This window comes from Bradyrhizobium sp. OAE829 (assembly GCF_040546575.1).
Taxonomy (GTDB): Bacteria; Pseudomonadota; Alphaproteobacteria; order Rhizobiales; family Xanthobacteraceae; genus Bradyrhizobium.
This window is the reverse complement of sequence record NZ_JBEPOE010000001.1, coordinates 7,335,219-7,351,343: the sequence shown is the minus strand read 5'-3', so window position 1 is coordinate 7,351,343 and position 16,125 is coordinate 7,335,219. Positions and strand designations below refer to the sequence as shown.

The following is a 16,125-nucleotide window of genomic DNA, read 5'->3' as shown; positions in this document are numbered from 1 at the left end:
TCGACACTTTCACCGACCTGATACGGCGGGAGGCCGACATGACCCAGACCCTGACGACAGGCAGAGACCTCGACGATTACGCCCTGATGGACCGATACACGCGCCGGAGCGGGCGTGTGCTGCTGACGGGCACGCAGGCGCTGGCGCGCATCCTGCTCGACCAGCGCGACCGCGATTCTGCCGACGGCATCAACTCGGCCGGATTCGTCTCCGGTTATCGCGGCTCGCCGCTCGGCGGCGTCGATATGGAACTCTGGCGCGCCAAAAAACTCCTGAGCGAACGGCGCATCGAATTCCTGCCCGCCGTCAACGAGGACCTTGCCGCCACCGCCGTGTTGGGATCGCAGCAGGTCGAAACCAACCCGGCGCGCGAAGTCGATGGCGTGTTCGGCCTCTGGTACGGCAAGGGCCCCGGCGTCGACCGATCCGGCGATGCGTTGAAGCACGGCAATGCCTACGGCTCCTCGCCGCATGGCGGCGTGCTGGTCGTTGCCGGCGACGATCATGGCTGCGTGTCCTCGTCGATGCCGCACCAGTCGGACGTCGCCTTCATGGCGTGGTTCATGCCGACGCTTAGCCCGTCGAGCGTGGCCGAGTATCTTTCCTTCGGCGAATACGGTTACGCGCTGAGCCGCTTTTCCGGCATGTGGGTCGGATTCAAAGCGATCTCGGAAACGGTCGAGTCCTGCGCCTCGGTCGAATTGCCGCCACGCCGCCTGTTCAACCCGCCGGCATTCGAACCGCCCGCCGGCGGCCTGCACTACCGCTGGCCGGACCTTCCGGGGCCGCAGATCGAGCAGCGGCTGGAGGCCAAGAAGAACGCGGTGCTGGCGTTTGCCGCCGCCAACCCGATCGATCGCCGGATCTACGACATTCCCGACGCCACCTATGGCATCGTCACCACAGGCAAGGCTCATCTCGACCTGATGGAAGCCTTGCAACTCCTTGGCTTAACTGAATCGGAATGCCGGCGGCTTGGTATCGACATCTACAAGGTCGGGATGGTGTGGCCGCTGGCACATCACGATGCACTGGAGTTCGTCCGGGAGAAACGCGAGATCCTCGTGATCGAGGAAAAGCGCGGCATCATCGAAAGCCAGTTCAAGGAATATTTCTACGACTACCCCGGCCACAAGCCCGAACACATGGCCGGCAAGAGCGATGAGAACAATGACCCGCTGGTACCCTGGGTCGGCGAATTGTCGCCGCGGCTGTTGGCGCCGATCGTCGCTAGGCGGCTTGACCTGATTTTCCCCGGCCTCGACCTCACGGCGCGCGCCGAAAAACTGCTCCGCCCGAGCGCGGAGATCATCAACATATCAGGCGCGACCCGCACGCCGTATTTTTGCTCAGGCTGCCCGCACAACACGTCGACCAAAGTGCCTGCGGGATCGCAGGCGCTGGCCGGCATCGGCTGTCATTTCATGGCGAGCTGGATGGACCGCGATACGAGTTCGCTGATCCAGATGGGCGGCGAAGGCGTCAACTGGATCGCCTCCTCGCGCTTTACCGGCGGCAAGCACGTGTTCCAGAATCTCGGCGAAGGCACATATTACCATTCCGGATCGATGGCGATCCGCCAGGCCGTCGCCGCCAAAGCCAACATCACCTACAAGATCCTGTTCAACGACGCCGTCGCCATGACGGGCGGCCAGCCCGTCGACGGTCCGATCAGCGTGACCGCCATCGCCCACGAAGTTCGTGCCAACGGCGTGGCGCGGATTGCGATCGTGTCCGACGCGCCCGACAAATTGCACGCGAGCGATTTCCCGAAGGGCGTAACGATCCATCCCCGCGCGCAGCTGGATGCCGTGCAGCGCGAACTGCGGCAGATCGCCGGCGTCTCCGTGCTGATCTATGAACAGGAATGCGCCACCGAGCGGCGGCGCAAGCGCAAGCGCGGCCAGGCGCCCGAGTTGAAGAAATTCGCCGTCATCAACGATCTCGTCTGCGAGGGCTGCGGCGATTGTTCGGTCGAGTCCAACTGTCTCAGCGTCGAACCAAAGGAGACGCCGTTCGGCCGCAAGCGCCAGATCAATCTCTCGACCTGCAACCAGGACTTTTCCTGCGTCAATGGCTTTTGCCCGAGCTTTGTCACGGTTGAAGGCGCGACCCGGCGCAAGAAGCAAGGCGCCGGCATCGACGCGATGGCCCGCACGACGGCGCTGCCCGAGCCAAATTTCGTTTCACTCGAAAAACCGTTCAACCTGCTGGTGACCGGCGTCGGCGGCACCGGCGTCATCACCGTCGGCGCCTTGATCACGATGGCCGCGCATCTGGAGGGCAAGGGCGCATCGGTGCTCGACTTCACCGGCTTCGCGCAGAAATTTGGACCCGTCCTGAGTTTCATCCGGCTCTCGAATAGCCCCGACGATATCCACCAGGTCCGGATCGATCAGGGCGCCGCCAACGCGCTGATCGGTTGCGACATCGTGGTCAGTTCCTCGCCGAAGGCGTCCGGTACTTACGGACCTGACATGCGCGCTGTCATCAACACGGCTGAAATGCCGACCGGCGACATCGTACGCAATCGCGACGCCAGCCTGGAGGCGGCGGCGAGGCTTCGGCACCTCGAACGCGTCGTTGGATCGGACAATTTCAGGAGTCTTGACGCGAACCGGCTATCCGACGCGCTGTTCGGCGACACGGTTTTTGCCAATGTGATCATGCTCGGAGCGGCGTGGCAGCAAGGATTGGTGCCGGTCGCGCTGGAAGCGCTGATGCGCGCGATCGAGTTGAACGGCGTGGCGATCGAACAGAACAAGCAGGCTTTTGCCAGCGGACGCCTCGCCGCATCGGATCGTGATTTCGTGACGTCGCTATTTGGGCAGGCCAAAAAAGAAGAGACGCTGGACCAGGTCATCTCTCGCCGTGCCGACTTCCTCACCGCCTATCAGAATGCAGCCTATGCCGATCGTTACCTCAAATTCGTCGGTCAAGTCCGCGCCGCCGAGAAACGCCAAGTACCCGGCTCGCAGGCGCTAACGACCGCCATCGCGCGATCCCTCTTCAAGCTGATGGCCTACAAGGACGAGTACGAGGTGGCTCGGCTGCACATGGAAACCGGGTTTCAGGGCAAGCTACGGCAGGAGTTCGAGGGTGACTTCGCGATCAAGTATCATCTGGCGCCGCCGGTGCTGTCGTCCGGAAAGGACGCCCGCGGCCGGCCGCTCAAGCGTCAATTCGGGCAATGGATCCAGACACCATTCCGGATTCTGGCGCGGCTCAAGTTCCTGCGCGGCACCGCGTTGGACGTGTTCGGCTATACGCACGAGCGCCAGATGGAGCGCGGCCTGATCGACTGGTACGAAAGGCTCGTGACCGATCTCACGCCGTGGATTTCACCTGACACCATCGAACGATTGGCCAGGATCGCAGCCGCACCGATGGACATTCGCGGCTTTGGCCCGGTGAAGCTGGAAGCGGTGGCGAAAGTACAAAAGGAGACGGAAGATTTATTCCGTCTCCTGAAGTCGTCGATATCAGAAAGGCGCGCGGCTTAACGTGCTTCTTCGAAGCCGGCGAGCGTCGAGGTCAGGTTGGCACCGAGAATGTCGGAGAGGTATCCGCCCTCCTGGACGAACACGGTCGGAAGTCCGAGTCGCGCGATGGCGGCGCCAATGCGCCGGAATCCGGCTGTCGTCACGGCAAGACCCGCGAGCGGATCATGCTCCGACGCATCGAGACCGAGCGCCACGACCAGCGCGCCGGGTGCAAAGGCATCGATGGCTTTCTTTGCAACGCCAAGCGCGCCCATGTAGCCGTCATCGCCGGTACCGATCGGCAAGGGAATATTGAGGTTGGTCCCGAGGCCAGGACCCGCGCCGCGCTCGTGCGCGTAACCCCACACGAACGGATAATACGACGTGGGATCGGCATGGATCGAAACCGTAAACACGTCGGGTTGTTCGTAGAAAATGCCCTGCGTGCCGTTGCCATGGTGGACGTCGACATCGAGGATGACAACACGTTCATGCCGCTGGCGCAGATGCGCCGCTGCAATCGCACTGTTGTTGAAGAAGCAGAAGCCGCCCGCCATGTCGCGGTAGGCGTGATGACCGGGCGGACGGCACAGCCCATAGGTCGCGTCCTCGCCGTCCATGACAAGCTGCGCCGCCGTCGTCGCCACATCCGTTGCCGCGCAGGCCGCGGCAAAGGTGCCGGGGCCGATCGGAGCGGCAGTGTCGGCCGTATGCCAGCCGAGCCGGCCGACGATATGGGTCGGGTAGGTCGCGGCGTGGCGCACCGGGTGGATGTTGGCGATCATTTCCGGACCGGCATTGCCGAGCGCGGACCAGGCCTCCCAGGCTTCGGCGAGAAAGCCGAGATATTCCGGACTGTGAATCCTTGCACGTGGGCCCTGCCCGAACAGTGTGGGCGCAACCAGTTCGTGCTTGCCGGCCTTCAATCCTGCGAGCAGCCGGTCGGCGCGTTCGGGCTGTTCGGTGGTGCGCTGGATGATACCGCGCACCAGAAAGAATTGCGGATCGTGACTGCGGTGCAGTTCAGTGTAGACGGCCTTCACGCGAATACTCCTGTTTTCTGTAAATGAAATCTGGTGTGCGCCAGCGTACGTCGCCGGCTAAGCGGGAATCTCCCGCACGAGTTTTCCGACTTCGCGCCACGCATGACCGATGTGATAGTCGATATGCGCCACGATACGTTCGGGATGGCCTTGTTCGATGGCAGCTAACACGGGTTCGTGTGTCCGGGCGATTTCATGCGGATCGTCGTACAGCCGTCCGATCAGGCCGATCACCATGCGCATTTCCGATGCGAGATCGTCGAACAACCGCAACAGCCGCCGGTTCGCCGCGATCTCGCAGATCAGGCGGTGAAAGCGGTAGTCCTCCTCGACCTGCCTTGCGGGATCCTCGAGATCAGCGGTCTGGTGCAGCACGTCGATCTGCCGCCGCAGCATGTCGCGCGTCTTCGGCGTCAGATTGCGCGCGGCGAGCACGGCCGCGTGCCGCTCGACGCACAGCCGCAAGTCATAGATGTCGTCGATATCGTCGGCGGCGAATTTGCGCACGAAGAAGCCGCGGCGCGGACTGGCCACCAGCAGTCCCTGCTGTTCCAAGAGCCGCGCGGCCTCGCGCACCGGCGCCCGGCTCACCCCAAGCTCCCTCGCGATCCCCGCTTCCACGACCTTGGAACCCGGCGCCAGCCGGCCTTCGACCACCGCCTGGGTCAAAAGACGGGCGACCTGGCCGACGAGATCGGTGTCGGCGAGGGCTGGCAATCCAACCGGCGGGGACAATGTGCGCATCAAAATGGGTCCATTTTGGCCGATTCCTACCCGATTTTGGCCGGTTTTACTACTTGTACATAATTTAAGCGTCGATTGTCGACAGTTTAGTCTTGTCATGAGCCTAGTTGCGATGCAACCCTTAGACCTGTTCAAAAAGGGTGCATTCCAATAATGACAGCGCACGTACCGCCCCCGGCCATCAAGGACGGAACCCGGCAAGCCCGAATCGATCTCGCCGCCGCCTACCGCCTGATTCACCGGCTCGGCCTCGACGACAGCATCTACACCCATATCTCGGCGCGGCTGCCGGGCGCCCATGACCGTTTTCTGATCAACCCGTACGGCCTGCGGTTTGAAGAAGTCACCGCGTCCAATCTGGTCACCGTCGACATCGACGGCAACGTCATCGACGACCCGATGAACCTTGGCATCAACCCGGCCGGATTCACCATTCACAGCGCCGTGCACGCGGCGCGCACCGATGCTGCCTGCGTGCTGCACACCCACACCGTCGCCGGCGTCGCGGTGTCCTGCCAGAAGCAGGGACTGCTGCCGCTCAATCAATGGTCAATGCAGTTCACCGATCGGCTCGCCTATCACGACTATGAAGGCATCGCGCTCGATCTGGATGAGCGCGAGCGGCTGGTCGCCGATCTCGGCGACAAGTTCGTGATGGTTTTGCGCAACCACGGCATGCTCACCTGCGGCCGCTCGGTCGCCGAAGCCTTCAAGCTGATGCACAATCTGGAGCGCTCGTGCCGCGCCCAGCTCGCGGTTCAGGGCGCTGGCGCAGAGATCATGCCGCTCTCCGCATCCGTCGCCCGCAAGACCGCGGGCCAATACGCGACCTTCTACGACAGCATCGAACTCAACGGTGTTCCCGACATCGAATGGGTTGCCTTCAAGCGGATGCTGGAACGGTCCGATCCGGATTTCATGAACTAGCCCCCACTCACACCTCAACGCAACCGCGCCGCTCAGGCGATCAAGAGAGAGATGTCATGCTGAAGCAATTTGTTATGGGTCTTGCGGTGGCAGGCGCCCTTTCAAGCACAGCCTTTACCAGCACAGCCTTTGCGCAAGAGCCGAAGGCCGGCGGCGTCGTCAATGCCGTGATCCAGCCCGAACCGCCAGGCCTGATGATGGGCATCGTGCAGAACGGCCCGACCCAGATGGTATCAGGCAATATTTACGAAGGCCTGCTGCGCTATAGCCCGAAGCTGGAGCCACTGCCGGGCCTGGCCGAAAGCTGGAGCGTCAGCGAAGACGGCAAGGTCTACTCGTTCAAGCTCAGGAAGGGTGTCACCTGGCATGACGGCAAGCCGTTCACGTCGGCCGACGTGGCGTTCTCGATCGAATTCCTCAAGCAGACCCATCCCCGCGGCCGCAACAACCTGGTCCAGGTCGACAAGGTCGAGACGCCCGACGACTCCACCGTCGTATTCACGCTGAAGCAGCCGTTCGGGCCGTTCCTCGGGATCTTCGAAGTCGGCTCGATGCCGATGATTCCGAAGCACATCTATGAAGGAACCGACTACAAGACCAACCCGGCCAACAATACGCCTGTGGGTACCGGGCCCTTCATGTTCAAGGAATGGCAGAAGGGCTCCTTCATCCGGCTGGTCAAAAACCCGAACTACTACATCAAGGGCAAGCCCAACCTCGACGAGATCTACTGGCACGTCATTCCCGACGCCGCGGCGCGCTCGGTGGCGTTCGAGACTGGCAAGGTCGACGTGCTGCCGGGCGGTTCGGTCGAGAACTTCGACGTTCCGCGTCTCAGCAAACTCAAGAACGTGTGTGTCACCGGCGCGGGCTGGGAATTCTTCAGCCCGCATTCGTGGCTGTGGCTCAACAATCGCTCCGGACCGACCGCCAACAAGAAATTCCGTCAGGCTGTGATGTTCGCGATCGACCGCAATTTTGCAAAGGACGTGATCTGGAACGGCCTCGGCAAGGTCGCGACCGGTCCGTCCGGCTCTTCGATCAAGTACTACACCGACGCGGTGACGAAATACGATTTCAACCCGACCAAGGCCAAGGCCCTCCTGAAGGAGGCCGGCTACAACGGCGAGAAGGTTCGCCTGCTGCCGCTGCCCTACGGCGAAACCTGGCAGCGTTGGGCCGAAGCCGTGAAGCAGAATCTGCAGGACGTCGGCATCAACATCGAAATGGTGGCGACTGATGTCCCCGGCTGGAATCAGAAAACCGCCGACTGGGACTACGATATCGCCTTCACCTATCTGTACCAGTACGGCGACCCCGCGCTCGGCGTTGGCCGCAATTACGTCTCGAGCCAGATAACGAAGGGCTCGCCGTTCAACAACGTCGAGGGCTATTCGAATCCGGAGATCGATCAGCTGTTCGCGGACGGCGCCGTCGCCTTCCCGGACTCCAAGCGCCAGGAAATCTACACCAAGGCGCAAAAAATCCTGACCGACGACGTGCCGGTGGCATGGCTGCTCGAACTGCAGTTCCCCACCATCACCCGCTGCAACGTCAAGAACCTCGTCACGACCGCGATCGGCGTCAATGACGGTTTCCGCGACGCATGGATCGAAAAATAATCTCGTAACCACCCGGCCGCGGCGACGCTTTGGCGCTTCGCCGCGGCCGGAAATTCCAACACCACGCCTCGAACGCAGCGGAAATCCACGATGCTCGCATTCATTGCCCAGCGAATTGGCAAGGCCGTCATCGTCCTGCTGGCAATCGTCGTCCTCAACTTTTTCCTGATCCGGCTGGCGCCTGGCGATCCGGCGCTGGTGATGGCCGGTGAAGCCGGCGCCGGCGACCAGATCTTCCTGGCCCAGCTCCGCGAAAAATTCGGCCTCGACCAGCCGCTGCCGGTGCAACTGTTTCTCTACGTCAAGGGCATCATCAACCTCGATCTCGGCTTTTCGTTCCGCCAGCAAATGCCGGTTTCAAAGCTGATTATGGATCGGCTTCCCGCCACCCTGCTGCTGACCGGCACAGCGTTTGCGATCTCGCTCGCCTTCGGCGTCCTGTTCGGAACGCTGGCGGCACGCCGCGCGGGCAGTTGGACCGACACCCTTATCACGGTGCTGGCGCTGATCTTCTACGCCACGCCGCTGTTCTGGGTCGCGCTGATGGCGATCCTGCTGTTCTCGGTCACGATGGATTGGCTGCCGAGCTTTGGCTACGAAACCGTCGGCGCGAATTACACTGGCCTCGCCCACGTGCTGGACGTCGGCGCGCATCTGATCATGCCGGCGACCACGATCGGCCTGTTCTTCATGGCAACCTACGCCCGCATGACGCGCGCCTCGATGCTCGAGGTCAAGCGGCTCGACTTCGTCAAGACCGCGCGCGCCAAGGGTTTGCGCGATGCCGTGATCCAGCGCCGCCACGTGCTGCGAAACGCGCTGCTGCCGGTGGTGACACTGGCCGGATTGCAGGCGGGCACGCTGGTCGGCGGCGCCGTGCTGACCGAAACCGTGTTCGCCTGGCCCGGTATCGGCCGGCTGATGTACGAGGCGCTGCTGCAGCGCGACTATAATCTTTTGCTCGGCGTCTTCGTCGTTTGCTCGGCGATGGTGCTGGCCTTCAACCTGATCACCGACCTGATCTACCGCTCGGTCGATCCCCGCATCGAGTTCGCCGCATGAGACAGTTCTGGAGATTGATGCTCCGCAATCCCGGCGGGCTGATCGGGCTCGTGATCCTGACCATCGCGATCGCGATCGCGGTGTTCGGTCCCCTGCTGTTTCCGACCTCGCCCTGGCGCATGGTGCAGCGGCCGTTCCTGCCGCCGTTCACGCTGGCCGGCCTGCCGCTCGGCACCGACGCGCTCGGTCGCGACGTGATGGCGGGCATCATCTACGGCGCCCGCGTTTCGCTGCTGGTCGGGCTCGTCTCGACGCTGGCGGCGCTCGCGGTCGGCATTCCCGTGGGCGCTGCAGCCGGCTATTTCGGCGGCCGGATCGGTGACGCCCTGATGCGCTTCACGGAATTCTTCCAGACCGTGCCGAGCTTTGCGCTCGCGATCGTGCTGGTCGCCGTGCTGCAGCCATCGATCGTCTCGATCGTGATTGCGATTGCCATCGTCAGCTGGCCGCCGGTGGCGCGCCTCGTCCGCGGCGAGGTGCTGTCGCTGCGCACCCGCGAGTATGTCCAGGCCGCGATCGTGACCGGGCAGACCAATAGCTGGATCATCTGGCGCGAGATCCTGCCCAACGCACTCTCCCCGGTGATCGTATTGGCGTCGCTGATGGTCGCCACCGCGATCCTGCTCGAATCCTCGCTGTCGTTTCTCGGCCTTGGCGACCCCAATCTGATGTCGTGGGGCTACATGGTCGGGGCCGGCCGCACCGTTATTCGCCAGGCCTGGTGGATCACGGTGTTTCCCGGCGTCGCCATCCTGATCTCTGTGCTGGCGCTGAACCTGATCGGCGAAGGCCTCAACGATGCGCTCAACCCGCGTCTCAACAAGGACGGACGCTGAGCATGTCTGACGCCGCCGTAGTCATCAAAGACCTCAAACTGGCCCTGCCGCCCGGCAGCGACCGTGCTTACGCCGTGGACGGGGTTTCGTTCGAACTCACCGCCGGCAAGATCCTTTGCGTCGTCGGCGAATCCGGCTCCGGAAAATCGATGTGTGCGCATGCCCTGATGGGTTTGCTGCCCGACACCGTGATCGCCGAGGCCGGCGAAATCACCTTTGGCGGCCAAAACCTGCTGACCCTCGACGCGGATGGCTGGCTTGGCCTGCGCGGCCGCCGAGTTGCGATGGTGTTCCAGGAGCCGATGACGGCGCTCAACCCCTTGATGCGGATCGGCGACCAGATCGCCGAGATGTTCGAGGCGCACGGCCTGCTGACGCCGAAAGAACGGAAGCAAAAGGCCCTCGGCCTGCTGCGCGAAGTCGGCCTGCCCGACCCCGAACGCAGCGTGCGGGCCTATCCGCACCAGCTCTCGGGCGGTCAGCGGCAACGCGCGATGATCGCGATGGCATTGGCGCTCGAACCGGCGGTACTGGTAGCGGACGAGCCGACGACCGCGCTCGACGTCACCACGCAGGCGCAAATCCTCAAACTGATCCGCGACCTGCAACGCAGCCGCAACATGGCGGTGATGTTCATCACCCACGACTTCGGCGTCGTCACCGATATTGCCGATCGCGTCGTCGTGCTCCAGCACGGCAAGGTGGTCGAACAGGGCGCGGCAGACGACGTGCTGCAGCGGCCGCAACATCCCTATACCCGGGCGCTACTCGCCGCCGTACCGAAACTGCAGCCGCCGGCGCGCGTTTCCCGGCTCGATCGGCCGAAAGTCGTCGAGGTGATCGGTATCGAGAAAACCTATGTCAGCGGCGGCGGCTGGTTTCAGCCGACCCGCAGCGTCCAGGCCGCCAAGGAAGTCAGCTTTGACATTTTTCAGGGCGAGACGCTTGGCCTGGTCGGCGAATCCGGTTCCGGCAAATCTTCCATCGCGCGCCTGATCATGCGGCTGATCGAGCCGGATGGCGGCACCGTACGGCTTGGTGAAACCGACCTGACGCGCATCAATGGCAAAGCTTTGCGCGAACAGCGCAAGCGCATCCAGATGGTGTTTCAGGATCCATTCGCTTCGCTCAATCCGCGCCGCAAGGTCGGCAACATTATCACCGACGGTCCGATCGCGCACGGTGCGGACCCCGCGGCCGCGCGAGCGCGCGCCCACGATCTGCTTGGTCTGGTCGGCCTCAACGCCAGCGCGATGGAACGCTTCCCGCACGAATTCTCCGGCGGCCAGCGGCAACGGATCGGAATCGCGCGGGCGCTGGCGCTCGACCCTGAGATTCTGGTGGCCGACGAAGCGGTCTCCGCGCTCGACGTCTCGGTGCAGGCGCAGGTTCTGAACCTGCTCGAAGACCTCAAGACGCGGCTTGGGCTGTCGATGCTGTTCATTACCCATGATTTGCGGGTGGCAGCCCAGATATGCGACCGGATCGCGGTGATGCAGCGCGGATCGATCGTTGAACTGAGATCAGCCGCAGCGCTGTTCTCCTCCCCCGAGCACCCCTACACGCGAGAGCTGCTTGCCGCGGTGCCCGGCCAGATTTCGTCCTCCAAGGCGGCGTGAACGATGCGTTGTGCTCTCGTCAGCAGCAGCCTCGATATCAGAGGCTACCTCGGTACAGAATTCGCTCGCATCGCCGATCGCATCGAAATCGTCGATCACCGTCGCAACGGGTCCGACGCGGACATCAGCCTTGCGATCGCGTGGCACCCGCCGGCCGACGCCTTCGAGCGTTACCCGAACCTGAAGGCGGTCTGTTCGATCGGCGCAGGCGTCGACAATATAGTCGCCTGCCCGAGCCTGCGGCCGGATATCGACGTCGTTCGCATCGTCGATCCCCTGCAGGCGCAGACGATGTCAGGCTTTGTCATCTGGCATGTGATCTCGCATCAGCGGCGTTTTGCAACTTATCTGGCCCAGCAGCGTGACGGAATCTGGAAGCGCCTCCCGCAGCGTGCCGCGCAGGACGTGCCGGTGGGCATCCTCGGTTACGGCGAAATCGGCCAGCGCGTTGCCGCCGACCTTGCGCAGCTCGGTTTCCCCGTCATGGCGTGGAGCCGGACGTCGAAGCCGACGCCCGCCTCCGTCCGGGGATTCCACGGCCCCGCCGGCCTCGCCGCCATGCTTGGTGAAAGCGAGGTGCTGGTGAACCTGCTGCCGTTGACGCAGGAGACCCAGGGCATTCTCAACGCGGAACTGTTCGCCCGCATGCGCCGCGGCGGCTACCTCATCCAGGTCGGTCGCGGCGAACATCTGGTCGAAGCGGACCTGCTGGCCGCCTTGGAAAGCGGTCAGCTGGACGGCGCCGCGCTCGACGTGTTCGCGGCCGAACCGCTGGCGCCGGCACATCCGTTCTGGCATCATCCCAAAATCGTCGTGACGCCACACGACGCCTGCGAAGTCCGGGTCGAGGCCGTTGCGACCACGGTCGTCGCAACCGCCGACGCGATACAAACCGGCCGACGGCCGCCGAACGCCATCGACCGCCAACGCGGCTATTGACCGGTCGTACGCCCCCAAAGGATCACGGCCTAAAGGACACTGCGGTGCCAGACTCCTCTCCCGCGATTGACGCGGCACATCCGATCGATGGCCTGCGCGCCGCATCAAGCATTCCGGAGACGCTTGCCAAGGAACTGGCGGCCGAACATTACGGCCTGCCCGTCACAGTGCGTCGCCTCGACAGCGAGCGCGATCAGAATTTCCGGCTGCGGACGCCGGACGGACGCGAATATGTGCTGAAGATCGCGAACCCCACGGAGGATCGCGCGGTCACGAATCTGCAGACCGAAGCTCTGGTTCAGCTGGCCGCCGCCGACCCCGGCCTGCCGGTGCCACGCATCTTCCCGGCGTTGAATGGCGCAACGGGACTCGAGATCGGCTTCGACGACGGCTCGACGCGGGTCGTGCGTCTCTTGTCGTTTCTTGCCGGAACGCCCTTCCACACCGTCGAGAGTTCAGCGGCGCTGCGGCGCGACCTCGGCCAGTGCGCCGCACGGATGGCTCGGGGGCTTCGCGACTTCCGGCATCCCGGCGCCAACCACAAGCTGCTGTGGGACCTTCAGCACGCCGCCGAATTGCGTCCATTGATCGACGCCGTCCCGGCCGACCGACGCACCCTCGTCGAGCGCACCCTCGACCGGTTCGAGACGCACGCCCTTCCCGTGCTGCCCGGCCTGCCCAAACAGCCGCTTCACAACGATCTCAACCCGCACAACATCGTCGTCGATTCCGCGAACAGCGAGCGCATCGCGGGGATCATCGACTTCGGCGACATGACGTCGACCGCCCGGGTCGTCGACCTTGCCGTGACCGCGGCGTACCAGGTCGTCGATGGCAACGATCCGCTCGCGCCCGCCTGCGACATGATCGCGGCTTACCATGCGGTCACGCCGCTCGACCCGATCGAGTTCGAGATATTGTTCGATCTGATCGCGACGCGCATGGTGATGACCATCGTAATCAGCAGCTGGCGGGCCATCCGTTACCCCGGGAATCGGGACTATATTCTACGCAACAATCCGGCAGCCTGGGGCAGACTGCAGCGAATCGCTGGTATTCCCCGCGCCCAGGCCCGGCAGCAGATTCAGTCCGCCTGCAATTCGGAGTAACCGATGTCCACCAACCATGAGACCGCTTCGGCCAACGAGTTGATCGCACGGCGCAAGCGCCTGCTCGGACCGGCCTACCGTCTGTTCTACGAACAACCGGTGCAATTCGTCCGCGGCGAAGGCGTGTGGCTCTACGATCCCGCAGGGAATGCCTATCTGGATGCCTATAACAATGTGGCGTCGGTCGGCCACTCGCATCCCCACGTCGTGCAGGCGATCGCGCGGCAGGCCGCGGTGCTGAACACCCATACGCGCTATCTGCACGAGACCGTGCTCGATTATGCCGAAAAACTCCTCGCCACCTTCCCGGCCGAGATCAGCCAGATCATGTTCACCTGCACCGGCAGCGAGGCCAACGACCTCGCGCTGCGCGTGGCCCACACCTGCACCGGCGGCACCGGCTTCATCGTGACGGAAACCGCCTATCACGGCGTCACCAGCGCGCTGGCCGAGCTGTCGCCTTCGCTCGGGCTGCCGATGGCGAAGGACAGCCACGCCCGGCTGGTACCGGCGCCGCGCTCCGCCGGCGACGACACCGGTGAGACTTTCGCACGGCATGTTCGCGGCGCGCTCGACGACATGAAGAAAAACGGCATTCGCCCGGCCGGACTGTTGGTCGATACCATCTTCTCCAGCGACGGCGTGTTCGCCGACCCTGCGGGCTTCCTGCGCCCGGCGGTCGAAGCGGTGCGTGCGGCCGGCGGCATTTTCATTGCGGACGAAGTGCAGCCCGGTTTCGGCCGCACCGGCGAGCAGATGTGGGGCTTTGCCCGCCACGGTCTCATTCCCGATCTGGTCACGATGGGCAAGCCGATGGGCAATGGCCATCCAGTCGCCGGGATGGCGGCGCGTCCGGAAGTGCTGGCCGAATTCGGCGCGCGCTCACGCTACTTCAATACTTTTGGCGGCAATCCCGTCTCGGCGGCGGCCGGAATAGCCGTGCTCGAAGTGATCGAGTCCGAAGGCTTGCTTGCGAATGCACAGCGCGTCGGCGGCTATCTGCGTGAACAGTTTCGGCAGCTGCAGTCGCGCCATCCATTGATATCAGAGGTGCGCGGCGCCGGATTGTTCTTCGGCGTGGAGCTGCGGCATGGCGGACCGGCCGGGACGCCGGCAGCGAGCGAAACCGCCGCCATCGTCAACATGCTGCGCGAGCGGCACGTGCTGATCAGCGCCGCCGGACCGCAAGCCAATGTTCTCAAGATTAGGCCGCAGCTGGTGTTCACCACGGAGCACGCCGACGTGCTGGTCGAGAAACTCGATCAGGTTTTGCAGGCGCTGAAATAGCCGCAAAGCAACTAGGTTAGCGCGCGGACGGCCTTGAAGCCGTGCGAGGCCGCCTCCAGCGCGGCGTCGATATCGGCAGCCTGATGGGCCGACGACAGGAACATGTTATGCACGGGATGAAAGAACGCGCCGTGGCGCAAGGCGGCTGAACAGAACGCCCGGCCCTTCCTCGCATCCGGATCGGCGTCGAACAGCATCAGCGGCATCTGCGGCGGGCCGCTCTGCCGGATCGCGATGCCGTGCTGGTTCGCCAGCGACGCCAAGCCATCGCGCAGCCGCAGGCCCATGGCGCGGATATGCCCGGGCACATCGGTTTCACGCGCGATCCGCAGCGTCGTCCGTGCCGCCGCCATCGCCACGGTGCCGCACCAGAACGAGCCTGTCACGAACACCTTTGTTGCCGCCTCGCGGAATTTGTCATTGCCGGTCACGGCCGCCAGCGCGTAGCCGTTGGCGATTGCCTTGCTCCAGGCGGCGAGATCCGGCCGCACGCCGAGCGCCTCCCAGCTTCCCCTGATATCGAGCCGCAGCCCGGTGCGCACCTCGTCGAGAATGAGCGCGGCGCCGGTGGCGTCGCACGCGGCGCGTGCAGCGGCGGCGAATTCGCGCGTCGGCAATTCGAGATCGCGGGCGATATCATGACGAAAGCCGGTGACCAGGATCGCGGCAAGATCCTTTCCCGCCTCGTCGACCGCCGCCTGCAGGCTTACGATGTCGTTGTATTCGAAGTGCAGCAGGTGCGCGCGGTCTTCGCTGGTGACGCCGGCCACGCTCGGCGAGCACCAGGGCAGCGCGCCGTGATAGCTTCCCTTGGCGACCAGCACCTTGCGCCGACCGGTGCCGGCCCGCGCGATGGTCACGCAAGCCGTGGTCGCATCACCGCCGTTCTTCTGGAACATCGCCCAGTCCGCATGCGGCACCATCGCGACGAAATCTTCGGCCAGATCCACCATGACCTCGCCGGGGCCGTTCAGACAATCGCCGAGCGCAGCCTGCGCCTCGGCCGCCGCCTGCACTTCGGGGTGGCGATGGCCGAGCAGCACCGGCCCCCAGCTGCACATGAAGTCGATATATTCGCGCCCGTCGACGTCGCGCACCCGGCATCCCTCGGCGGAGGCGAAGAACTGCGGATAACCTTCCGGCAGCCGCGCAGCGTTGAGATGTCCCCACATGCCGCCGGGCACCACGCGCTGGGCTCGCGCCCGCAACATCGCATCCGCGCTCTGTGTTTCGCTCAATACCGCTGCTGGCTTGTTCATGGCGTCCTCTTGGTGTGCGCTTGTTGTTTTTCTCAGCTGCCGCAGACGTGGTACTCCCCGCTTCGATGAAGGCGGAGGCTCCATCCCGCCATCAAAGCATCGCACGCGAACAACGGCAAGATGCCCACGAAATGCGAACCCGCTCCGGCACAGCTATCAGGCATGGCTTTGCATGCGCGCATGCGTATGATGCGTC

The 16,125-nt window shown here is 63.9% G+C and carries 12 protein-coding genes; 9 read left to right on the top strand and 3 right to left on the bottom strand.

Going from position 1 to position 16,125, the window contains the following annotated elements; all coding sequences use genetic code 11:
* Positions 1-38: 38 nt before the first annotated feature.
* A complete protein-coding gene (locus tag ABIE49_RS35035; protein ID WP_192734396.1) occupies positions 39-3,503 on the top strand; it encodes an indolepyruvate ferredoxin oxidoreductase family protein in 3,465 nt (1,154 codons plus the stop codon).
* On the opposite strand, the gene ABIE49_RS35030 is transcribed toward ABIE49_RS35035, so the two are convergent.
* Both ABIE49_RS35030 and ABIE49_RS35025 read right to left on the bottom strand, forming a co-directional pair.
* Positions 3,500-4,525: a histone deacetylase family protein gene (locus tag ABIE49_RS35030; RefSeq protein WP_192734395.1), complete on the bottom strand. Its 1,026-nt coding sequence runs from the start codon at positions 4,523-4,525 to the stop codon at positions 3,500-3,502. The genes ABIE49_RS35035 and ABIE49_RS35030 overlap by 4 nt on opposite strands.
* A 57-nt stretch (positions 4,526-4,582) precedes the next feature.
* The gene (locus ABIE49_RS35025; protein ID WP_192734394.1) at positions 4,583-5,269 is read right to left on the bottom strand and encodes a GntR family transcriptional regulator; all 687 of its coding nucleotides are present in this window, start codon (positions 5,267-5,269) and stop codon (positions 4,583-4,585) included.
* 153 nt (positions 5,270-5,422) lie between these two features.
* On the opposite strand from ABIE49_RS35025, the gene ABIE49_RS35020 reads away from it, so the two are divergent.
* The 8 genes from ABIE49_RS35020 to ABIE49_RS34985 all read left to right on the top strand — a co-directional run bounded on the left by ABIE49_RS35020 (position 5,423) and on the right by ABIE49_RS34985 (position 14,670).
* Positions 5,423-6,196 carry a class II aldolase/adducin family protein gene (locus ABIE49_RS35020; RefSeq protein ID WP_192734393.1) on the top strand — a complete coding sequence of 258 codons (774 nt, stop codon included), beginning with the start codon at positions 5,423-5,425 and terminating at the stop codon, positions 6,194-6,196.
* Positions 6,197-6,252: 56 nt separating this feature from the next.
* A complete protein-coding gene (locus ABIE49_RS35015) occupies positions 6,253-7,818 on the top strand; it encodes an ABC transporter substrate-binding protein (RefSeq protein ID WP_192734392.1) in 1,566 nt (521 codons plus the stop codon).
* Between the two features lie 90 nt (positions 7,819-7,908).
* A complete protein-coding gene (locus ABIE49_RS35010; protein ID WP_192734391.1) occupies positions 7,909-8,880 on the top strand; it encodes an ABC transporter permease in 972 nt (323 codons plus the stop codon).
* Entirely contained in the window at positions 8,877-9,716 is an 840-nt protein-coding gene (locus ABIE49_RS35005) for an ABC transporter permease (protein ID WP_192734390.1), read from the top strand. Before ABIE49_RS35010 ends, ABIE49_RS35005 begins: the two co-directional genes overlap by 4 nt.
* 2 nt (positions 9,717-9,718) lie before the next feature.
* Complete coding sequence (locus tag ABIE49_RS35000) at positions 9,719-11,335, top strand: ABC transporter ATP-binding protein (protein WP_192734389.1); 1,617 nt, start codon at positions 9,719-9,721, stop codon at positions 11,333-11,335.
* 3 nt (positions 11,336-11,338) lie between these two features.
* Entirely contained in the window at positions 11,339-12,274 is a 936-nt protein-coding gene (locus tag ABIE49_RS34995) for a 2-hydroxyacid dehydrogenase (protein WP_192734388.1), read from the top strand.
* Positions 12,275-12,441: 167 nt separating this feature from the next.
* A complete protein-coding gene (locus ABIE49_RS34990; RefSeq protein ID WP_192734387.1) occupies positions 12,442-13,383 on the top strand; it encodes a phosphotransferase in 942 nt (313 codons plus the stop codon).
* A 3-nt stretch (positions 13,384-13,386) separates the two neighbouring features.
* On the top strand, positions 13,387-14,670 hold the full coding sequence (locus tag ABIE49_RS34985; protein WP_192734386.1) for an aspartate aminotransferase family protein: 1,284 nt from the start codon (positions 13,387-13,389) through the stop codon (positions 14,668-14,670).
* 11 nt (positions 14,671-14,681) lie between these two features.
* Here the strand turns inward: ABIE49_RS34985 and ABIE49_RS34980 are convergent, their stop codons facing one another.
* Complete coding sequence (locus tag ABIE49_RS34980; RefSeq protein WP_192734385.1) at positions 14,682-15,929, bottom strand: aminotransferase class III-fold pyridoxal phosphate-dependent enzyme; 1,248 nt, start codon at positions 15,927-15,929, stop codon at positions 14,682-14,684.
* Positions 15,930-16,125: the final 196 nt, after the last annotated feature.